Origin of the sequence: Limnobacter sp. 130 (genome assembly GCF_902506325.1) — a bacterium.
Taxonomy (GTDB): Bacteria; Pseudomonadota; Gammaproteobacteria; order Burkholderiales; family Burkholderiaceae_B; genus Limnobacter.
In genome coordinates this window covers 1510987-1532840 of sequence record NZ_LR732328.1, presented here as the reverse complement: position 1 = coordinate 1532840, position 21854 = coordinate 1510987, and the positions used below count along the sequence as shown (strand labels likewise).

At 51.8% G+C, this 21854-nt stretch carries 18 protein-coding genes; 11 read left to right on the top strand and 7 right to left on the bottom strand.

Going from position 1 to position 21854, the window contains the following annotated elements; all coding sequences use genetic code 11:
* Positions 1-317: 317 nt before the first annotated feature.
* Positions 318-974 (top strand): cupin domain-containing protein, encoded by a 657-nt coding sequence (locus FRIGORI9N_RS07300; protein WP_159569139.1) that lies wholly within the window; start codon positions 318-320, stop codon positions 972-974.
* A gap of 1 nt (position 975) precedes the next feature.
* Here FRIGORI9N_RS07300 and FRIGORI9N_RS07295 read toward each other — a convergent pair whose 3' ends face one another.
* Entirely contained in the window at positions 976-1635 is a 660-nt protein-coding gene (locus FRIGORI9N_RS07295) for a GNAT family N-acetyltransferase (protein WP_159569138.1), read from the bottom strand.
* A 45-nt stretch (positions 1636-1680) separates the two neighbouring features.
* Here FRIGORI9N_RS07295 and lipB point away from each other — a divergent pair, with 45 nt between their 5' ends.
* Positions 1681-2376, top strand: a complete 696-nt coding sequence (lipB, locus tag FRIGORI9N_RS07290; RefSeq protein ID WP_159569137.1) for a lipoyl(octanoyl) transferase LipB — start codon at positions 1681-1683, stop codon at positions 2374-2376.
* Between the two features lie 39 nt (positions 2377-2415).
* Positions 2416-3399, top strand: a complete 984-nt coding sequence (gene lipA, locus FRIGORI9N_RS07285) for a lipoyl synthase (RefSeq protein WP_159569136.1) — start codon at positions 2416-2418, stop codon at positions 3397-3399.
* Positions 3400-3411: 12 nt separating this feature from the next.
* Here the strand turns inward: lipA and FRIGORI9N_RS07280 are convergent, their stop codons facing one another.
* The 6 genes from FRIGORI9N_RS07280 to tssK form a co-directional block, all read right to left on the bottom strand.
* Positions 3412-4419, bottom strand: coding sequence for a putative solute-binding protein (locus FRIGORI9N_RS07280; protein WP_159569135.1), 1008 nt, complete (start codon positions 4417-4419; stop codon positions 3412-3414).
* 70 nt (positions 4420-4489) lie between these two features.
* Positions 4490-6091: a serine/threonine-protein kinase gene (locus FRIGORI9N_RS07275; protein WP_159569134.1), complete on the bottom strand. Its 1602-nt coding sequence runs from the start codon at positions 6089-6091 to the stop codon at positions 4490-4492.
* Positions 6088-6684: a type VI secretion system-associated protein TagF gene (gene tagF, locus FRIGORI9N_RS07270; protein ID WP_159569133.1), complete on the bottom strand. Its 597-nt coding sequence runs from the start codon at positions 6682-6684 to the stop codon at positions 6088-6090. The genes FRIGORI9N_RS07275 and tagF overlap by 4 nt, the downstream gene beginning before the upstream one ends.
* A complete protein-coding gene (gene tssM, locus FRIGORI9N_RS07265) occupies positions 6681-10154 on the bottom strand; it encodes a type VI secretion system membrane subunit TssM (protein WP_159569132.1) in 3474 nt (1157 codons plus the stop codon). Before tssM ends, tagF begins: the two co-directional genes overlap by 4 nt.
* An 18-nt stretch (positions 10155-10172) precedes the next feature.
* Positions 10173-11546, bottom strand: coding sequence for a type VI secretion system protein TssL, long form (gene tssL / locus FRIGORI9N_RS07260; RefSeq protein WP_159569131.1), 1374 nt, complete (start codon positions 11544-11546; stop codon positions 10173-10175).
* Positions 11543-12907, bottom strand: coding sequence for a type VI secretion system baseplate subunit TssK (gene tssK, locus FRIGORI9N_RS07255; protein WP_159569130.1), 1365 nt, complete (start codon positions 12905-12907; stop codon positions 11543-11545). Before tssK ends, tssL begins: the two co-directional genes overlap by 4 nt.
* Positions 12908-13066: 159 nt before the next feature.
* Here tssK and FRIGORI9N_RS07250 point away from each other — a divergent pair, with 159 nt between their 5' ends.
* From FRIGORI9N_RS07250 to FRIGORI9N_RS07215, 8 genes are all read left to right on the top strand, one after another.
* Positions 13067-13609, top strand: coding sequence for an OmpA family protein (locus FRIGORI9N_RS07250; RefSeq protein ID WP_159569129.1), 543 nt, complete (start codon positions 13067-13069; stop codon positions 13607-13609).
* Between the two features lie 20 nt (positions 13610-13629).
* Positions 13630-15687, top strand: a complete 2058-nt coding sequence (locus FRIGORI9N_RS07245) for a type VI secretion system Vgr family protein (RefSeq protein ID WP_159569128.1) — start codon at positions 13630-13632, stop codon at positions 15685-15687.
* A gap of 9 nt (positions 15688-15696) precedes the next feature.
* A complete protein-coding gene (locus FRIGORI9N_RS07240) occupies positions 15697-16173 on the top strand; it encodes a hypothetical protein (protein WP_159569127.1) in 477 nt (158 codons plus the stop codon).
* Complete coding sequence (locus tag FRIGORI9N_RS07235; protein WP_159569126.1) at positions 16170-17543, top strand: hypothetical protein; 1374 nt, start codon at positions 16170-16172, stop codon at positions 17541-17543. The genes FRIGORI9N_RS07240 and FRIGORI9N_RS07235 overlap by 4 nt, the downstream gene beginning before the upstream one ends.
* Complete coding sequence (locus FRIGORI9N_RS07230) at positions 17536-18294, top strand: hypothetical protein (protein WP_159569125.1); 759 nt, start codon at positions 17536-17538, stop codon at positions 18292-18294. Before FRIGORI9N_RS07235 ends, FRIGORI9N_RS07230 begins: the two co-directional genes overlap by 8 nt.
* Before the next feature lie 9 nt (positions 18295-18303).
* Entirely contained in the window at positions 18304-19296 is a 993-nt protein-coding gene (locus FRIGORI9N_RS07225) for a type VI secretion system-associated FHA domain protein (protein ID WP_159569124.1), read from the top strand.
* Positions 19287-20072, top strand: coding sequence for a PP2C family serine/threonine-protein phosphatase (locus tag FRIGORI9N_RS07220; RefSeq protein ID WP_159569123.1), 786 nt, complete (start codon positions 19287-19289; stop codon positions 20070-20072). Before FRIGORI9N_RS07225 ends, FRIGORI9N_RS07220 begins: the two co-directional genes overlap by 10 nt.
* 80 nt (positions 20073-20152) lie before the next feature.
* Positions 20153-21853 carry a ShlB/FhaC/HecB family hemolysin secretion/activation protein gene (locus tag FRIGORI9N_RS07215; RefSeq protein WP_159569122.1) on the top strand — a complete coding sequence of 567 codons (1701 nt, stop codon included), beginning with the start codon at positions 20153-20155 and terminating at the stop codon, positions 21851-21853.
* The last annotated feature ends 1 nt before the right edge of the window (position 21854 follow it).

The following is a 21854-nucleotide window of genomic DNA, read 5'->3' as shown; positions in this document are numbered from 1 at the left end:
TCGCCGCTGGCTCAAAAGCCCAATCGGCGGCGGTGTTTCGATCGCCTCGCCTTCAAGAAAACCTGCCCGTTTGAATTCACCCGCCACGGTCGGCCATCGGCCGGCACCGAGACTCGGCCCGCCTTTTTGCCGAGCGAGGTGAGTCAGGGTGAATCTCAAAAAGGGAAATACAGGTTTTCAGGCGAGAGATTGAAATTCGCGCCGAGTGGGACATTAAAGAGCAGCGAGAGATCGGAACCCAAGCCGATCGGGTTAAAAAACCAGCGGCCGAACTTTGCGGTAAAATCAAACCTTTGCAGTACACAACAAGCAGCACCATGAAACTCAACGCCGATCTCTCCCAACGCGCAGTCGTCAACAGCAACGAAGTGGAATGGGTACAGTCCCCAGCCCCTGGGGTTTGGCGCAAGCCGCTGGAACGCGATGGTGATGAAGTGGCTCGCCTTACATCGATTGTTCGTTACGACGCATGCTGCACGTTTCCTGAACACGAGCACGGTGGCGGCGAAGAATTCTTCGTGCTGGAAGGCACGTTCGAAGACGAGTTTGGTGCTTACCCGGCTGGCACCTTTGTAAAGAACCCGGTGGGGACCAAACATTCACCCAAATCCACTGAAGGCTGCACCATTCTGGTCAAGCTGCGCCACATGCGTTCAGAGGATCAAACCCCAGTGGTGATCAACACCAACACGGCCGAATGGCGGCAGGGCTTGGTACCGGGGTTGAAGGTAATGCCGTTGGACAGCTTCGAGACTCGCCACACCGCCTTGGTGAAGTGGGCGCCTGGCACCTATTTCAACATGCACCGGCACATGGGTGGCGAAGAAATTTTCGTGCTTGAGGGTGTGTTTTCAGACGAGCATGGCGACTACCCAGCTGGCACGTGGTTACGTAGCCCGCATGCCAGTGCGCACACACCATTCAGCAAACCCGGTTGTACCATTCTTGTGCGCACAGGGCATTTGGTCGATTAAATTAAAACTCTTCAGCCCACTTCTTGAACTGATTCAGCGAGCCCTTGAACAAATGGTCAATGTCGGCAAGGTGTTCATCTACAAATTCACGCACCACCGAACTGGTGCTGGCGGGTTCCACCCGCAAGTGGGCTTCGCATTGGCCGTCGGCATTGCTCACCCGCATGTTCAGCTTGTGCGCAATGCGCAGCATGGCCTCGTTGTCCATCAGGGTGTATATGAACAGCATTTCAATGCCTTCATTGCGCGCACGGCGCAAAGCCCGCTGAAACAACAAAGTTCCCAAGCCATGGCCGCGCATATTGGCGTCCAGCGACAAACCCAGCTCGGCGCCTTTGGGGGCAGTGCTGTCTGCAGACGAATTCAGTTCAGCCAGGTGCACAACGCCCAGCAATACATCGTCCCGTCCGAAAATACCGAATACGGAATCGCGTTCAAAATCAAGACTGGCAGCGTACTTGGCAATTGCAGCGTCGCCCAGCGCATAACTGAAGCGCAAACGGCGATCGGTTTCGTCCAAGGCCAGCAAGTGTGCAAGAATTAACGGGCGGTGCGATTCATCCAGTTCCACAATGGGTACCTTGGACAATCCAAGAATGGAAGCAGCCCGGCGTCCGAGGACGCTGGGAATATCAAACCATTCAATGGGCTCTGACGACATGATGAACTCGATTGCAAAAATTGTGAAAATCGGAAATATGCCTACATGATCCACCAACAAGAAAGCAAGCCGCAACCCAACACCCCGCAAGTTGGAGTACCACTTCAAATTCGGGAACTGGGCTTGGTGGACTATTTGCCCACCTGGGAAGCCATGCGAAATTTCACAGACGCCCGTTCAGAACAGCTTAGCGACGAGATCTGGATTTGTGAACACCCCCCTGTATTCACTTTGGGCCTTGCAGGTGACCCTGCCCACATGTTGCAGCGCAACAACATCCCTTTGGTGAATACCGACCGCGGCGGCCAAATTACCTATCATGGCCCCGGGCAAATCGTAATTTATCCGTTGCTGGACCTTCGCCGCTTTGGCCTGAAGGTGCGCGAGTACGTCCAACTGCTTGAACAAAGCATTATTGACGCCTTGGTCGCAGTGGGTGTGGCAGATGCCCAACGCAAACCAGGTGCGCCCGGTGTGTACACATTTCACAACGGCGCGTTGGCCAAAATAGCAGCCTTGGGCATCAAGATCCGCAAGGGCTGTAGTTATCACGGCCTGTCATTGAATGTGAACATGGATTTGACACCGTTTCAGCAAATAAACCCTTGTGGTTACGCGGGTTTGGAAACAGTGGACTTGGCCACGATTGGTGTTAAAATTTCACCTTCTGAGATGCAAGTGCATCTGATGAAATACCTGATTCAACACCTTGAGGCTGCGCGATCCGCGGTGTCAAAGTAAACAAACGGCCAATTCACCCTATGGCCAGGGAGCAAAAACGTGTCCGAGATCAATGAAAAGTCAGCCGTTGCCAAAGAACTGAGCGCGGTGAGCGATCCGACCGTCAAACAGAAAGCAGCCGCGAAAACAGCCCGCATTCCCATCAAAATTGTGCCGGTGGAGCAACTGAAAAAGCCCAGCTGGATTCGTGTAAAAGCAGGCTCGCCTTCCACCCGTTTCTACGAAATCAAGGAAATTCTGCGCGAGCACAAGTTGCACACTGTGTGCGAAGAAGCGTCTTGCCCCAACATCGGTGAATGTTTTGGCAAAGGCACCGCCACCTTCATGATCATGGGCGACAAGTGCACCCGCCGTTGCCCCTTCTGCGACGTGGGCCATGGCCGCCCCGACCCGCTGGATGAAAACGAACCCCTGAATTTGGCGAAAACCATTGCCGCATTGCGCCTGAACTACGTGGTCATTACCAGCGTAGACCGCGACGACCTGCGCGACGGTGGCGCCGGCCATTTTGTGGCCTGTATTGAGAAAACCCGTGAACTGTCGCCCAACACCAAAATTGAAATTCTGGTGCCTGATTTCCGTGGTCGCCTGGACCGTGCGCTTGGCATTCTCAATGCCGCCCCGCCCGACGTGATGAACCACAACCTGGAAACCACCGAGCGCCTGTACAAGGAAGCCCGCCCCGGTTCGGACTACAAACATTCGTTAAAGCTTTTGCAAGACTTCAAAAAAGCCCACCCCGACACGCCCACCAAAAGCGGCATCATGGTTGGGCTTGGTGAAACCGACGAAGAAATTCTGCAAGTGATGCGCGACATGCGCGAACACCAAGTGGACATGATCACGATTGGCCAGTATCTGGCCCCCTCGGGCCACCACCTGCCTGTGCGCAGGTACGTGCACCCCGATGTGTTTAAAATGTTTGAAGAAAAAGCCTATGAAATGGGCTTCACCCACGCAGCGGTGGGTGCCATGGTGCGCAGTTCATACCATGCCGATGAACAGGCGCATGGTTTGGTGTAAAGCACAGCGGGATTAAAGTTCCCGCTTGTCCGCACACTCGCCCAGGCTGCCATCCAGCCTGCAACGAATTCGCTTCAGAATTTTCATCATTTCGGGGTCATAAAACCCGTCTGCCGTCATTTGAATTCTGGATTCACGCATCAGCACATCGTACTTGGCACGATCAGTCTCGGGAATGTCCAGCCAGGCGGCAGCGGGCACTGCTTTCTCAGAAGTGTCTACCAATGCAATGGCGCGCTCAAACTGTTTTTGAACCCATTCGCGAGATTTTTGCCCATATCCTTCTGGAAACTTGTCTTTGCGAATCAAAATATTGGCGGTTAGCTGCACCAATGGAAAACGGTAAATGCCGCCCTTGCTGCCAATCCCTTTGTACAACTCCAACGGTTGATAGGCAATTGCGGGCGCGGCAATAATGTCCACCTGGCCATTGTTGAACTTGGTGCCGAAGTTGATCACTTCGCTGGCAACCGGTTGTGCACCCAATTGCTGCACCATTTTTGCTTGCGACTTGTCGTAGTCCAGTACCGCAATTTTTTTACCCGCCGCTTTTTCTACTGAATTAATTGCCCTGTCGTTCACCATCACATACGCGGCACCAATGGGCAAAATACCGGCCACTTCAAACAGGCCCGAGGTCATTTTGTCATTCAGTTTCGGATTGCTTAACAAGTCGATCACGGTGCGCAAGTGCTTGTAGGTGGGTACCGCACCGATTGAATCTACACTGCCCACAAACTTGTTGAACTGGCGCCCACGCAAGGTGGAAATTGCGGCAGCATCGCATTTGCCAGTTTTGAAATCTTCGGCAGCCAGGCGTTCATCGACATACGCTTCCAGCTCAATGTTTACCCCCCATGCTTTGGCGGCGATTGCGTAATCTTTTGCCTGTGCAAAGGCAGGCCCACTGCGACCAGCAATATCAAAAATACACATTTTGGTGCTTTCTGCATGGGCCTGGAAGGGGGCGGCCAGGCTGGCGCCCAGCAATACGAGTGCTGCAGCTTTGATGGTGTTCATTTCGTCTCCAGTAGTTTTGGGCTTTTTTTGTAATATTTCAGCCCTTTGATTTTTTTATTCTACAGAATAATTAATCCACTTCGTCCACCGAGAACCAGGCGGCCGCCAGTCCGTCGCCGCAAGCTGTTGTTGTGCAGGTGGTCACGCCCTCCAGCGGTGCGCTGTTTTCCTGAATCAATCCAAATCCGTAATGGTCAGTCATGTTCAGTTGTGAGTAGTCACGCGGGTCTTCTGTGACGATGACCAGAAATTGGTTGCTGCCGGCGGGTCCCGTTGCCTGTATGGGTTCATTGCCAGGAGGCAGCAGTATTTTTTCATTCGCCTTGATCGTGACCTGGGGCACGCGAACATTGGGTAGCAACTGAATGACTGATTGATCAGATGACAGCACATACACGGCCACATATCCGTTCAATGGCGATTGAACCTGAAACCTCAACAAGTCCTCACCGATTTTCAGTACAGGATTGTCCATGTGAATACTCAAGGCGCTCTCCGCTTTGGCGAGTACCTTTTGAAATACAGGGGCAATCGGGTTGTCAGGTATTTCGGGTTCGGCTTGCATTGCAATTACTGTGGGTTTTGCAACAACGTCTTCAGACGTATTGTTCGTTGTGACGCCAAGCAAGGCGATACCCGCAAACGCCACCGCAAACAATGCTGCGGATACAACCCCCATTGTCAAACGTTTTGTAGTTCGGGATGAAGTTAAAACGTGCGGCAAGTTCGCGCTCGATTTTGGCTGCAGGGCGTTGCGAAAATCGGCCATGCTGGCAGTTCTGTCATGCACCTGTACACGCAAGGCATGGTCAATGGCTTGTTTGATTTCTGCATTGAACTGCAATTCAACCCGGGATTCTAGCGGCACGTAAGTGTCATTGACCAATCGACTGACCGATGAAGGAGGTGTTTTGCCAGTGATCAAATAATGTGCAACAGCGGCCAGTGCATACACGTCAGTCCAGGGACCTTGCGTCATGGTGGGCACCTCGGCATATTGTTCTATGGGTGCGTAGCTCGCTTTCAATATCACCGTAAATGGTTGCGAGACACTGCCAATTGCTCTGCGTGCGGCACCAAAATCAAGAAGAATGGGAAGCCCGGTGCCTTCCTGAATAATGATATTTTCGGGTGAAATATCACGGTGATAGCACTGCTGCGCATGCATGCATTCCAGGGCCTCGGTCAATGCCACAAGCCAATTCAGCAGCAGGTCATTCGAAATGGGTTCGGCGTGTTGGGCTGCATACTGCTTCAGTGTTATGCCCTGATACAAGGGCATGACCATGTAAGCGGTGCCCTGCATTTCCCAGAATCGGTATACCTTGACAAGTGCTGCATGGTCGAACTGGGCCAACAAACGCGCTTCATTCACAAAGCTGCTCAAGCCCGATTCGTAGGTGCCGCGGTGTCGCTCTTCCCTTACTTTCACAGTACCTCTTGGTGTACGTACGGCGAGTGCACTTGGGAAGTATTCTTTGAGCGCAACCAGCCGCTCGAGCATGGGGTCCCAGGCTTTGTAAACAATGCCAAATCCACCAATTCCGATGACATCGCGAATTTCAAGTCCCTCAATTTGTGTGCCGTGCGTAAGCGTGTCAGGACTGCCGGGCTTGTCGAGATGGCCTGAATCGGTGGGCGCAGGCTGAATCACGGTAATGTCTGCTGTCATGGCGCTGTATTCAAACCAAACAGCGTTTCAAAGGCACTGATATCGGGCAGCCCTTGGTATCGTGTCAACCATTGGACCGAACCCGAGAACTCAAGCCGATACCAATGGCTGTCAGTATCTTCGGTGGTCAAGGCGTGTGTACTTTGCAGTTCGGGCAGAAGATCAAGCGCATCGCCGAACCGTTTCAATGTCCACTCTTCATCCAGCGCGCTGGCGCATAGTGTGTGCGCCTGTAAAAACCACCTTGCCAATTCTTCGTGATTCGGGCGCGTTGTTAAAGCACTGTCCAGTTGCTCCATGAGTACAAAAGGAAACGCGCGGCCCGCTTTGTCCACAGAGGGCATGATCACACCGACTGCACTTTGACCGCTCAGGGCTGGCAGGGCTTTTCCCCCCAACAGAAAACCGTGCATTGGGGCCTGATAGTATGCGTTTGTCCAGGCAGCGCCATGTTTTTCGTGACCATTTTGCATGGCTGCGCTTAGCCAAAGATCCAAAGCGTTAAGCAGGGGCTCAGACATGTTGTTACTACAAAAATCGCCGACACAAGGCAGTTTGCCAAACCAGGACACCGCGCGTTTTTCCCGTTTCATAAATTCCCCGGACATCTAAACTGCCGAAGTTCACTTAAGCGAAGTGGATTGAATGCCGAATTGGCCAATACCTCAAAATCAAACTGTTTGCCTTCAAGTACAAAGCGTGCCCTGAACTTTTCCGGGCGCTCCGTGTTCTCGATTTGCGCGGCATCAAACATTCGAAACAAGGCCCAGGGGCCGTTGTAAGTTTTGTGCGCACCCTCGGATGCCCGGATGCGCAAAGTGCTCGAAGGGGCCTGCCCACCCCATTGAATGCGGTGACTAGGTTGAAACTGTTTAGAAAACATTTTCAACTCCCCATTGGTTTCAAGATAAAAAACATCGCTCGGGTGGCTTGATTGCACCAAGCGCATTTCCACATCAAATTTCGCCACTGCAGAATTGCCTGAGAAAAATACGTCGCGAATTCTTGCGGCACGCTGAAATTGAATCAGCGACGGGTTGTTCGGTGCTTGCGATCCGTCACCGAGCGGTTTCAGTTTCCAGCTCGGCCCGCCGGTATCCACCACCTGGCTTAGGCGGCTCATGAAAAACTGATCCATCAATCCATTCGGTGCAAAAAAACGGGCAAAGTCATCGCTTAGTACATCCAGACCCGATCCGGGGTGAATGGGGTAGCGATTGGACACAGTTCGCCGACAAATTTCCTGCAGTGGCCGCAGGTCAGCGCTTAGATTGGCTCGCTCGGCTGCACGGCCCTGCGCACTGCCTTGCCCTGCCAATTGCCCGACAATGGCGCGAACTGGTTCTGGTAAAACCCCGGCACCCACCTGCAATGAATCCATGGAAGCCGCAGGTGGTGGCGCAGACTTGCTTTTTTTTGCACTGGCAATGGCCGCCAGTTGTGCGTAAAGATCATTCAACAAGCCAGACACCTGGTTGTATGCAGGTGGATTGCCTTCAAATAGGTTGTTGATGTCGCTGAAGTAATCGTCGACCTGTTGCTCGAGCGGCGCCTCAAAGTCTGTGGCTTTAAAATCGGAACCTGCCAAAAGCGCCGCGCTTGGGGACAAGGTTTGTTGGGCTTTCTGGTTGGTGAGCGTCTCAAGTTTCTCGCCAGTTTTCACCAGTCCACCTGCAAGCCGGGTATTTTCCGAAACCTCTTCAAGGAATTTTTTCAAGGGAGATTGAGGCGATGCCAGAACCCGCGCAAGATCAACCGCTTGTTCAAACTGGGCGGGTCGCTGAATCTGGACATCTTTCAGATAGCTGTCCCAAATACGGATGTAATCGCGAATGTACAAACCGCGAACCTGACTCAGAAGTTCGGATATTTGAGTTGCCTTGACTGAGCTGCTTGTTCTACTTTCTCCCATCACCCAGCTGGATTCCTGTGTCAGGCGATTCGCTTGATCTGGCAACTGTTTTAGAAAGTACTTGATGTAGGTGTCACGTGTGTAGATCGCATCAATTCCCTGGCTTAAGGATTGACCACTGGGCCGCGTAAATATCGCAGCTGAACTTGCGCCCACCGCACCGATCAAATTAAAGCCGCCATTGGGTTCTGGTCTGTAAAATCGAACCATGCGCTTGTACAGCCTGTCATCCAGAGCCTGAGCGCCAATCACTTGTCGTGCGGTTTCAATCAGCTCATCGTCTTTCTCAGGCAAACCACCTGGTGCCCCCAGGGCAATTGCTGCTTGCAGGTGTTGTATGGCGGCGTCTTGCAGCGGCGGCGCATAGCTGGCCAGAACATTCTGCTGCCAGTCAAACACCACCCAGCTCGCCAGCGCCTGCGCATCATAATGTGTGGGTGAATGAATCATGACATACGCTTTCAACGACTCGTAGGCCAGTTCCATGTCTTGGTTCAGGGCCGTACGTAACCTGTCCTCCAACCGCTTTGCAATCCTTGGCATCAACGCTGTTTCAAGCGCTTTGTGATAGGCCAATTGTTCGGCTTGGCGCAATTTGTCGTCCTGGTTTAATCCAAGATGGTGTGTAAAACCCGCTGGGCTGGGTTGAGCAATATCTTGCAGCCGGCTAAGCGCCGAGAACAGGGGTTGCAAAGAGGCCTGCGACTCGGTCTGCAAGGTAGACGCCTGCCCGGACACTGCACGGCTTGTCTGCAAGGTTTGATCAAGCGTCGTGCTGTTGTTGCTGTAGCTAATCCACCAGCCAAGCAACAACAAAGACAGCAGGGCCGCCGAGCCACCTAACAGGCCGATGTAAATTGCGCGTTCAAACAGTGCCGTTTTTTTAACGTACCCGGCCAAATGCTGTTCTTGAAAAACAACTTTGGCCAACAATTCACGAATGAAAAAACTTTTACCCTGCTTGCCTGTGGGCGTTTCCAGTGCTTTATTCGGGGCAATGCCCAGTGCAATTCGATCAAATACATTGCCTTCCTGAGTGCCGCTGCTCAGATAAACTCCACGCAGCACAACGGGTTGCTCAAATGGACTGTCTGATTGCAGTGCCTGCTGTAGAAGACCTTCAATAGCGGGCTTCAGTTGGGCAAAGGCCAGTGGAAATTCAAACAGTTTGATGCGTCTGTTTTCTTGTTCCTCTTCCTCAAGTCGTTGGTTAAGTTGCTCGCCCAGGTGCTCAACCATGTGGCTTAACGCATTGGGTAGCGTCTGTTTCAGCGTTGTGTCCAAAGTATTGGGGTGTTCAAAATTGATTCCCCAGGCCTTGGCTCGATCAACTTCGGCGAGTCGCCCAAAGGTTTCACGAAAACCGGTCAGCAAGTCGAGTTTGGTGATCAACACATACACCGGCGGACACATGCCCAGCGCACGGATCATTTCCTGAAGGCGTAGGGCAATCTTGGTGGCTGTGTCTTTTTGCTTTGATTCACTGTCCAGTAATTCTTGAACGCTGATCGTGAGCAATACGCCGTTGAGTGGTTGCTTGGGGCGATGTTTCTTGAGCAGGCTCAGAAACGAATTCCATCCTGCCGAGTCGGTGTTGTGGTCTGAATCCTGTGTGGTGAAGCGGCCGGCTGTGTCGATCAGGACCGCTTGATCCGTAAACCACCAGTCGCAATTTCGGGTTCCCCCCACACCCTTGATCGCATCTTTTCCCAAGGGGTCTTGCAGCGGAAAACGCAGACCTGCATTTTTCAGGGCAGTGGTTTTGCCGCTGCCAGGCGGACCAATCATGACATACCAGGGAAGTTGGTATAAACCTGGTTTGCTTTGATACCAGGCCTTTCGGGATTGATGCTGCTTGAGCATGTGCACCGCCTGGTTGAAGATATCCTGAAGCTTCGCAGTTTGTGCAAAAGCCTGTTCATCCTGGCGGGTCAGTCCCGCTTTCAATGCCTGCTCAGCTGTGCGAACTTTCCACCAGCGCCAGGTCAGTGGAATAAAAACAAGCAGCCCGACAATCAAAATCAACAGGGCTTGGGCCCACCATTTTTCAAACGGTTTTATTTCGCCAATCGCAATGATGGGACCGACCAGCCAAATGAATACAGCAAACCCTGAAAACGCAAAAAGGCTTAAAGCAAATCTCAAAAACATAGTGAACTCGAAGGTGTTTTATTGGGCATGAAGCAGGGTAATTTCGACACGACGATTCAAGGCTCGACCTTCGGACGTGTCATTGGGTGCAATCGGGTTGGCTGCACCTGCTCCTTCTGTGGCAATGGCCACATTGGGCAAATGAATGGCGATCCGTTGGCCCACGTGGTCGGCCCGTGCTGCGGACAGTTGCCAGTTCGATGGGAAACGGATTGATCGAATCGGCTGATTGTCGGTGTATCCCGTTACCGTGATTTGACCGGGGTGCTGCGCCAGTTCCTGCGCAACTTTGTCGACCAGTGGCAAGGCATCGGGTGAAAGTTCAGCGCTACCCGAGCTGAACAGGCCATCACCCACCAACACGACAGTGGACCTGTTGCCCGATTGTTTCAAGGTGAGTTGGCCGCCAATAATTTCCTGTTGTAGCTGGCTTGGTAATTCAAGCCCAACAGCAGGCGGCAATGGTTGAACTTGTGATTTTGTGAACTCAGGTTGTGGAAAAGAAATGGCGGCGATTTCATTGAAAACCGTATCGGACTGCGTGTTCATATCGAAGTAAAGGCCAACAAAGAAGATTGCGCCGATTAAACACATTGCACTCATGGGCAACCAGAGCGGAATCTGTAAAAATCGATGGTTTGGACTGGGTGCTTTTGACTGCCAAAGATCAGGATGCAAGCCGCGAGTCCCCGTATTCAAGTTCAACGAAACAAGCTGAAATAGCCTGGAGCGCAATTGGTTCAGGGCAGACTCGCCGCCTGGTTCGACTTTGTATTTTCCTTGAAGCCCAAGACTGAGAACAACTGCCATCAAACCAAGCAGGTCACGGTTTTCTGTTGGGTTTTGCATCATTTTCTGGATCAGTGCAAATACTTTTTCACCGCCCCAGGTCTCACTGAAAAACTGATGCAGCAAACTGTGGCTGGCCCATTGCCCGGCGCCACCCCAGGGTGTGTTCGCAGCGCGCTCATCCATGTAGGTACACAACAAATAGCGCACTGAAAGCCTTTCAGCCTGCGGTCGCTGAAGTAATTCCAAGGAGCGGTCGAGTTCTAGCAGGCCTGCCGACAAGGTTGTGGAAAGTAACTTGGGGGAAGGCAGGTCAGCCATCTCAGCGACGGTGCACATCAGGCGAAGCAAATGCGAAGTCTGAATCAACAGAATGTTCTTGCTCGCCGGTGGGCAGTTTTTCAACTGACTGAGCAGCTGATTCAGTTGACTCTGTGCAGCTTGTGGTGAATCTTGACCCATGGGTTTCGATTGGGACACTGGGCCGAGAATGTTGTCAATCGAGTCAATCGCGTGGGTATTTGTTTTACCCGTTTTACCCAGCCGGGGTTTAATAATGGTGCGCTCGCCACTCAAGGCTGAAAAGGGGTCAAGTGGATTCAAAGCAAGCGCTCCTGTTCGCGTCTAACAGCCCACAGTTCCATTCTTAGCTCTGGCAAATCTCCCGCGTAGTGAATCGCCAAATGCCCGGTTTGATCCAGTATTTTCCAAAGTACCTCGGCGCGGGTTTCCAGTTGAAAGTAAAGATGGTCTGCATAGTAGGGCAAGGCTGGCGGGTTTTGCTGAACGGGCTTCAAGCGGATTCCTGGCAAGTTCAAATTGACAAGATCGCGCAGTTTCTCCGCTGGGCCAATTTTCACGGTGCTTGGGAATTGACGCTGTACGAGTTCTTCCGGTGCAAGCGCATGCACTGTTAAATAGAAATGGGCATCGGTGAGTAAGGTGCGGTCTGTAATTTGTGCCAGGTGTACGCCGCTTTGTTTTAGGTTAAGTGGAATTTGAACGGCGTGTTGGTCATGCATGGATGCCAAAGCATTTCTGATGGCGGCCAGCACTGGGGAGAAAGCGGTACGAATGTTGTCATGGTCGTAGGCGGGGCTAAAGTCAGCGGCAGAGTCGTCACCATACAAGGTTACGGAACCCAGGCATTCAAGCAGTCGAATATAGGCAGACTCGGGGTGTAGCCTGTGGCTGGTCAGCAAATGCAAAAAAACCAAACGGTGTTCAATGCAACTTTGTAGCAGCAGAAAATCGCCAATTTCGGAGCTGTTGTGGCTACCCTTGCGCACACGCCGTTGTCGAAGCTGATCAATTTTGCTTTGGAGCAAACTGACCACTGTTTCCAGCGCACGACGAATATTGCTATTCTGAATGCCGCACAAGCAGGGTTCTATAAAAGTTTCGTCGACTTGCGGCATGCCGTGTTTGGTCTCGCGCAGTTCACAGATTTGCAGACCAACCACGCCGTCTCGGATCTGTTGCCCAGCGCTTAGAAACATATTGAGTTGTCCCACTTCAATGGTCTGTGCTTCAAGCTCGTGGTCATAAATACTGAGGATTTCCGCGCCTTGAGCCACATATCGTGTGTCTGGCTGAACACCGGTTTCGGGATTCTCGGCACACCAAGCCACATGTTGAGCCTGCCAATGCGGTCGGGCCAATGTCAAAAAAATCTTGTTGTCTTTCACGTTGCTTGAAAGGTCCAGGCATGCCGGAGCCGGGTCTTGATCGGGAATGGAAAAGTAACTTCCATCCGGAAAATAGCCCGATGCTTTCAAGATCGAAATTTTTCCGGCCAACAGCAAGTCTTGATCCAGTTTCAATTCATGAAAACCATGGCAGTGCGCATTGAAGTGAGCGGTCCTTATATGGACCTCGTGCTCGAAATGTCGTTCTTGTTGCTGGAAATGTTGGGGCTGAAGGAAAAGGCCCTCACTCCAGATGACGCGGTTGTTTTTAGTCATAACGGGGGATGAGTTTCACTCTCTGCTGATGGGGATGTATCACTCTTTGAGCGACTTTTTTCAAAAGGAATAGACTCGACGCCCAAGTCGCGAAAAATCCTAACACGAGATTTTTTAAGGTGATTTTTTTACCAATCTCCTACCTATTTCGGAGTAGCTATGTTTGATAAATCCATTCTGAAGTGTTCATTGGCAGTGCCGTTTTTCTTCAGCATGCTTTCACCTGGTCATGCAGAGTCCTTGGTGGTTGATCTGGCCGGTACAGTTCCCGCAGTCGAACAGGTCAAAGAGGGTTTGTTTCCCGAAGAGGCTTGCGAGGAATTGCGCAAGAACGGTTTCAAGTGCATGGGCTTCAAGCCCGCGGTGCGCTTCTCGATTCCGAATGCCCACTTTCAGTTGGGTTCCGCAGAACTACCGGTCGATTTAAAAAAGCAGCTCGATGTCTTTGCGAAGGTCTTGAGCAATCGACCCGCCGACTCAGCCCCGGTGCTGGTGACTGGCCATGCGGATGCAAGTGGCAACGAACCTTTGAATCAGGCACTTTCAGCCGATCGGGCCAAAGCGGTCAAAAGCTATTTGATCCAGAAAGGGGTCTCGCCAGCCTTGTTGCGCATTGAAGGCAAGGGTGCCGAGAAACTGGCAGATGTGAACAATCCATTTGCGCCGGCCAACCGCCGGGTTGAAATCAGCCGTTTGCCCTGATAACACAATCACCTCATCACATGAACAGACTGATCACCATGAGCGGCGCAGTGCCGCTGGAAGAACTGCACTTCAGATCGGCTCGCCTTCTGGAGTCCTTGTCGGAAAACAGCACTGGCACCGTCTACCTTGAATCGGATGTCGCCACCTTGAATGCCGATGATTTCCTCGGAAAGAATCTTTGCCTGGGTTTTGAGACTCGGGAGCAACAAAAGCGCTACTTCGATGGTGTGGTCGTGGAAATGGAGCAAACCTCCATGGCGATCAGTGGGCGCTGTTCTTATCGTGTTGAGTTGAAATCATGGTCCTGGTTGTTGAGTAAAAATCAGGAGTTTCGTGTTTATCAGCACAAAAGTATTCCCGATATCGTGGCCGAGGTCATTGGCCGGCACGCCCATTCGTCCGTGCGTTTTTCTGATCGCACCCTGGGAGCCAAGCGTGTGTGGGAATACGTAGTGCAGTTTGGCGAAAGTGACCTGAATTTCATTCGGCGCGTGCTTGAACAAGAAGGCGTTTATTTTTATTTCGAGCATGCCGAGAATCAGCACACCTTGGTGCTGGTGGATTCCGGTACAAGCCATGCACCTTACCCCGGTTACGAATCGCTTAATTACAATCCGGGTTCTTTGGGCGGGCGATTGAGTCCAGAAGAAGTCATTTCCAGCTTGTCGTTGAAAAAATCGATTGAGCCCCCCAGGCACGCACAGTCGGATTACAACTTCAAAACGCCTTCCACGTCTTTGCTGGTCAATTCGCAAGGCAAGTCTGAATCCTATAACTCGGCTTTTGAAGTGTTTGAGTATCCAGGGGAATACAATGACGAAGGCGAGGGGGCTCACTACAGCAAACTGCGACACCAAGAAGCCCAGGCGCGTCAACAAATTTTCAGTGGCAGCACAACAGCACGCGGTGTCAGCACAGGTTGCCTGCTAACGTCGGTGTGCAAAGACAATCCAGCATTCTCCAATAGCTTGTTGATTGTCAGTACCCATTTGGCAATTTACGAAGCCGAACCCGAGGCCAATGGCGGAGCACAGTCCGATTTTGACTGCCAGTTTGAAGCCATTGAATCGGTTCAACCATACCGACCAGAGCGCAAATCCAGAAAGCCGCATGTGAAAGGCCCCTTGCCTGCTTTGGTGGTTGGGCCTGAAGGGCGTGAAATTCACACTGATGAATTTGGACGCGTGAAAGTGCAGTTCTACTGGGATCGTTACGGCAAGCGCAATCAGGACAGTTCATGTTGGGTTCGTGTTGCAACACCGGCTGCTGGAAAAGGTTGGGGATTTATTGCCATTCCACGCATTGGGCAAGAGGTTGTCGTGTCCTTTGAAGACGGCGATCCCGATCGCCCCTTGATTACAGGGGTTGCCTACAACGCTGAGCAAATGGTTCCCTATCCATTGCCCAATCACAAAACAGTATCAGGTTGGCGCACCCAATCTACTGAGAAGGGTACTCCCTCCAATTTCAATGAGCTTCGATTCGAAGACAAACTTGGCAGTGAATATGTGTGGTTTCAAGCAGAAAAAGATTATCTCAGCTTGATCAAAAACAACAGCAATACAGAAATTGGCGGCAATTCAAACAGCCTTGTACACGGCAACCTGATTGAAGAAATCAAGGCAGATGTATCTCGTACCGTGTTGGGTCAGGTCAGTCAGCAAATCGAGAAAGCCTTGCACCTCACCGTGAACGACGATCTTCTCGCCACTGTACAAGGATTGTTGGGTCTGATTAATCAGGGGCAAATTGCAGTCAGCACCACGGGCCAACTGTCCATCAAGTCTGGAGGAAGCACCGAGCTCGATGCCAGTGGAAATTTGAGCTTGAGTACTGCAGCACAAGGGAATCTAAAAGCCGGTGCCAGTCTGAAGCTTACCGCTGGTTCCAGTCTTTCACTCAATGTGGGTGGCTCCTCATTGTCGATTTCAGCCGCCGGAATCACGATGAGCGGACCCTCCATTTCAGTCAATTCAGGCGGTGGGGGCTCGGGTGCTGCCAGCGCCTCGCCTGCGCCGCCCGAGCAAGCTCAGGCTCCTTCCGTGGTTGAGCCACCGCTTGATCCGATTTCCTGATTGCACATCATGTTGAGCGTCTTTGGTGTGGCCCCAAGCGATCTGATTTCATCCGGAAAAGTTGTGGCTGAATTCCCGTCGTTCTCTGGGCAAACAGTGGGGGGCGTTGTCCCGGTAGACTGCCCAACGGGAGTTCTCGAGCTCTCGAGTTCGGCTGGGAAGTCTTCCGAGCATTGGCCATGGAAGCCGACAAACCGTGGCTATGTTGTTTTGCTCAACGAACAGCCTGGCAGCGCACTGAAAAATCAACTGAGAAAGATTCGTTATCTTCAAGATGAGTTTGGACAGAATCGAGTGTGGCCTTGGTTTGACCCACGTTATCTCAAGCTGGCACTGAACTCGCTTGAAGGTTCAGAGCTAAGTTTCATGTTTGGTCCGATTCAGGCTTTCGGATTCGTAGCCAATGACAACGCGGACAATATTCACGCGATTGAATTGTATCAATTGGGTCTGGATGGTTTGCTTGTCAAAAAGGTTGCGGCATGATCACCCTGGACCTCAAGGAACGTTTCTCCAAGTTGGCGCGAGCAGATCACCTTCTGCGAGTGTCAGCGACCCTGACGGATCTGGACATCAGTCATGGCTATAGTCAACAGACTGATTTCAATACGCGGCTTGTCGCTTGTATTTCAGCGTTGGCAGACCAGGGACTACACGGTGCCGCCGAGCAAACACAAGCGCTTTATTGCGTGCTCACTGAAGCATGTTGCATGACCACACTGCTACAGACCCTACAAACGAATAATTCGTTTGATGTGTGTTTGAAGCTGTGTGTTGAGCAGTCTCATGATTCACAGAATCTGCAGCAAAATCTGGATCGAATACAACAAATTTTTGCGGGTCTGGGCCGGTTTGATGAGATCTGGCTTGCGCCATTGAACAGCACCGTGAGTTTGCCTGCCGCAGTGAATTCGAAGGCCGATCCAAGTCTTCTGTATTTGGCTTGTACTCACGACGGAATTTTGAATTCAGATCATTTGCCTCCTTTTTCCGAGGACATTAATCACTTGTGCACAGAGTCGGGTTTCCGGCACAAGGTATCTGGAAAATTCACACCGTCGGCATTGATTCAACAAGTGTGCCTTCAGGCGTTGCCCCGATGCGAAACTGCACTTAGCCTCCAAGCTGTTGTTGCTCAATGCAGTTTTGGTGAAATGCGCCACAACAAGTTCACAGTTGCGCACCATGTCGCTTTGCTGGATGCAAGGCAGCTGCAGTTCAAGTTCGATCGCAGGCCACTTGAATGCCCGGCGAGCGATAAGCAAGCTCTTCAGTCCACTTGGCAATCTCAGCGTTCTCTCAGTGAAGCGCAGGTGTTGGTACAAAAGTCTTTGCTTGATTTCGCCATGCAACTGACTGCCGCATGGGAGAAGGTGGGGCACAAGTTTCAGTTCAAAGTACAAGGCAACGCATCAGTGGAAATTCAGGCAGATGCAATTCAATGGCATGCAAGCCTTGTGCACAAGGGCGTGCGCATGTACCTCACTGTGCAACCCGAGCAGAACTCGCAAACGCAATGGTGTTTGTCCCATGCATGGGACGAGGGGCAACTGCCCTTCGGGGAACCGTTTCTAATCCGTGAGCACACTGTGCCTGTGGTGGTGAACTGCACCACACCCTTGGCGGTTGGTCAGGCTGTATTGAGTACGCCCCCCGGTGTGGCTGGATACCTGACCATTCGCTTGCAGGGTCACGTAAATGCCGATACGCACTGCGTAGATCTTGAATTGAGTTTGAGTCATTCAGAGTTGCAGTATCACTGGCAATTTGCGGACGCCTTGCTGGGAAGGTCCTTCGGTTCATCGACATTGCTCACACAAGCGCACATCGCAAGCTGGAATGTAACGCATGGATAAAACCTTGTTGATACGCGCGTGCGTGACAGGCTCAGATGCGCTGCTGTGCCTCAATGGCATGGTCTTGTGCAAATTGATTTCAGGGCAAGAAATGCGTTTGCCGGTGCATGAGTTTATTCAGTCTGGTGAAAACCGGATTCAAGTGATTTTGCTGGGAAGCGTACTGAATGATACCCACAGTCGTGTGTGCGTCGAGTTACAGAAAGACAGGGGTGCCGATGTACTTGTTCAGCCTCAGGTCTTGTATGAATTTGAAGAATCGCTGTTACGTGGAGAACGTTTGGAGAAAAACCGACTGATCGATGTTTGTGTTGATCTGCCCGTGTCCTTTCCGAAATGGCGTTACCTGGACGTGATGCAGGCAAGCAGCGATGGTCAGGATCTGCAAAAAATCCAAGACTTCATTCTCCAGCTCTTGCGTCTGATGCAAGAGAAAAAAACTACCCTTTTGCTGCCTTTCTTCTCAGTTAGAAACAGGGAGATCGCCATTGCATACGGTTTGGATGCGCAGCAGGTTCATCATGATTTTCAACAGCATCTTCGGCGCATCACCGCACATGGAATTTTCCCGGACTGCGTATGGGATTCTCAATCGTGGTGTTTGCTTCCGGTTCGTCGAGCTGCAGTGTATGCCTTGCTCAACAATCAGCATCAGCCGCTCTTTCAACTTCAATTTGACGATGACGGCACCGCACTTCAAATTCCCATGCATGTGGGCGTTTTGGGCGGTGAGGTTTTTGTGCTGCGATAGGGCTTCATCATGAGTTCAAGTTGGGTGTTCAAAATTCAGTCGAGTTTTTTGCTGTCGCCTTCCATCGATGAATGGAGAGTGCCGTCGAAAGGCGGTTTGCTTGGTCGGGCGATTGACTGCGATTGGGTGTTGCCCGATCCCGGCAGGGTTATTTCACGCCAGCACGCCAGGATAGATCTTGAGGCTGAGCAATGCTACTGGACCGATTTGGGTACCAACAGCACACAGGTCAATGGCAAGCCGATGAATCCTTCTCAGCGCACGCTTTTGATGTCAGGCGACATTGTGAAGTTGGGCGATTATTCGATTGTTGTGGAAAAACTCCCGAACAATTGGTTTGACCCCGCGACGGATTCATTTGATTTTCTGTCGCCACCGTCGGTACCCGAAATTCAGATTGATGCGCTGTTGAGTGATCACGATGAACAGCAAATTGCGGAGTTATCCAACGATTCCGGGCAGGTTCCGGTGCTCGCTCAGCGAATGTATGTGGGTTCCCAGCAGCAGGCACAAGTCGCACCGGGGCCTGCAGTTGCACCGGTGGACAGCGCCGGGTTGCAAAAGGAGCTGGCCACTGTCAGGCAACTGTTACGCATCAGTGTTCAAGGTTACATGCAGTTGTTGCAAGCCCGACGATTGTACAAAACAGAATTGGGGGGCGACTACACGTCCCTGTCCGGCAAGGGCAATAATCCACTGAAATTCTCCAAGACCGTGGATGAAGCCATGGCCTTGCTGACCGGCGGGCAGTCTCCCGGATACTTGCCTGCAGAACAGTCCTTGGAGCAGGCCTGTCAGGATTTGCTTGCGCACATGCAGCTGAGCATTGCACAGGTTCAACAAGTGATTGAACAAGCACAAACGACACTGAACCCACAGTTGATCGCTGACGAACTTCAGCATGAAGGCGGATTCAACCTGAAACTCGCATCTTCCCGAAAAGCCCGTTTGTGGGATCTTTATTGCGAGCGGTATCGATTGTTGGGCGAATTATGGAGTTGACCATTCAGCTCGGAGCCTGCGGTGAATCGCGACCCGTTTCACTGCATGTGATTTCTCGTAGCGATCAAGGTGATCGTGACGAGAATCAGGACGCATTGAACCATGCTATTTCGGGGGAGTGGCATGTGTGCGCGCTTGCTGATGGTGCGGGGGGGCACCAAGGTGGTCAGGTTGCTGCTCAGCAGGCCGTTGATTTCTTTCTCGAATTGTTCTTGCTGCAACCAACTGTTTGCCGTGTGCAATTGCTCGCCATGGTGAATCAGGTGAACAAACACATTCTTGAAATGCAGCAATTGAATACCGGACTACAGGACATGCACACCACCTTTTGCGCACTTGTTGTGAATCGTGACACCCTGCAGGCTCTGTGGTTGCATGTTGGTGATTCGCGCGTATACAGGTTTCATCAAGACAATTTGGTGTCAAGAACCCGTGACCACAGCATGTTGCAGTGGATGACTGACCACCAGCCTGACCATTCGCCACCAGCCCGCAACACGCTCTATACCGCGCTGGGCGAGCAGCCTTCTGAACTCACCATTGATATTTCTGATGTTTACACCGTGACGCCTGGCGATTGGTTTTTGTTGTGCAGTGACGGGCTTTGGGAGCATTTCAGTGATGCAGAACTGGGCTTGATCGGATCGAGTCTTTGGAATCAGGAGAGTTTTTGTACGCACATTCACCAACTTGCGCTTAATCGTGCGACAGGGCGTGCAGACAATTTAAGCAGCATGGTTCTTTTCGTAGGCGAGGGGTGTCATTCGAACGGTTGATGCCATGCCAACGACCCTATTTTCTCATTTTCCAGTTTGATGCTTCAATCGCGTTCGCCTTTATTTTAAGTGTTCCAGCCATGTTCCCCTTTCGTTTTTTTCTTGCCACTTTGTGTGCGGTGTTCGCCCTGCCATTGCAGGCGCAGGTTGATACCCCCTCCACCTTGTTGAACGCCAAGCCCGCCGTATCAAGCCGAGAAAACTCACCAGTGCCCACGATTGACAATCAGTTGCCCGACAAAGCAGCGCCCGAACTTGGCAAGCCCTTGAATGACATCTCAATCGATGTCACGGCTTACCGAATTGACGACGTGGAAGCCCGATACCAGAACGATCTTGAAACATTGTTGGCTCCCTATGTGGGAGCAGGCCGGTCGTTTGAAGACCTCAGCAACGCAGCGCAACTTGTAACGGCATACCTTCAGCGTGAACTGGGTTTGTACCTGGCCTATGCTTACCTGCCTGCGCAGGACATCAAAAATGGTGTGGTTCGTATTGCGGTACTGCCAGGGATTCTTGAGTCTGTAGAGGTGGTGTGGCCTGCAGATGAACTCAGGGTGAAGCGCGAAATTGTCCAGTCACATTTGGCAAGCCTGAGGCCCGGGTCAATCATTCGCGTGGACGAGGTTGAGCGCGTGGTTTTCCTGCTCAATGATCTGCGTGGCATTCGAATGTCTTTTGCGATCAAGCCGGGCACTCAAGCCGGAAAGGCAATTTTGGTGGCCACACCCACGAACGATAAGCCGTTGACCGGAAGCGTTGGGGTGGATACAAATGGCTCACGTTTCGCGGGCACATACCGTGGAATTGCCACCCTGTCATGGGAAAGCCCTTTGGGCCTTGGTGATTCCCTGTCAGTCAGCCATTTGAAGTCTGATACCGGTGGTCTGGACTTTACCTTGCTCGGTTACACACTGCCGGTGGGTTCGAATGGATTGAAGTTGGGCGCGAACGTGTCCACAGTGAATTACCAGCTGAGCGAAGATGATTTTCCCTTGGGATTGAATGGCGATGCTGAGTCATTCGGGGTCTTTGCCTTGTACCCCTTGTTGCGTTCGCGAAACTTGAACCTGTTTGTCTTGGCAGGTTTGGATCAAAAAGAATTTACTGACCGACAAACGCTGACCGGCTTGGAAACAGTCAAGCAAGTGGACTCGTTCAGATTGGGTTTAAACGGTGATTCCCGTGACAGTTTCGCAGGCGGCGGTTTGAATTTTTTCAATCTGACTTACGAAGAAAGCAAAGTGAACTATCCCGGTGGAGTGCCGTTTGGTCTGGATGATGACCTGAGTGCCATGCGGGCCAACTATTCACTGGGACGCTTGCAGTCAATTGTTCCGGGCAAGCTCATGCTGTGGGCTTATTTACGTGGCCAGCAGGCCTTTGACAATCTTGACAGCAGTGAACAATGTTCTTTGGGCGGTGCCACGGCAGTACGTGCTTTTGCCCAAGGTGAAACATCGGGTGACAGTTGCGACCTGTTTACGCTGGAAGCCCGTTATTTGCCGTCGGCTGCCTGGCTCGACGGTTACGCACGCGAATTGTCGTTCAACGTGTTCTATGACCAAGGTCGTGTGCAACTGCGACATGATGCAAGTTCACAGGCCAGTGGCTTTGACAATCACGCTGAATTGGCTGGTTATGGACTTGGTCTGGCCTGGGATCGCCAAGACGTATTCACATTCAACCTGAGTTTGGCCTGGGAATTAACGGGCATACGCAAGTCTGATCCGAAGCGTCAATCACCACGAATTTTTGCATCTTACATCTACTATTTCTAAG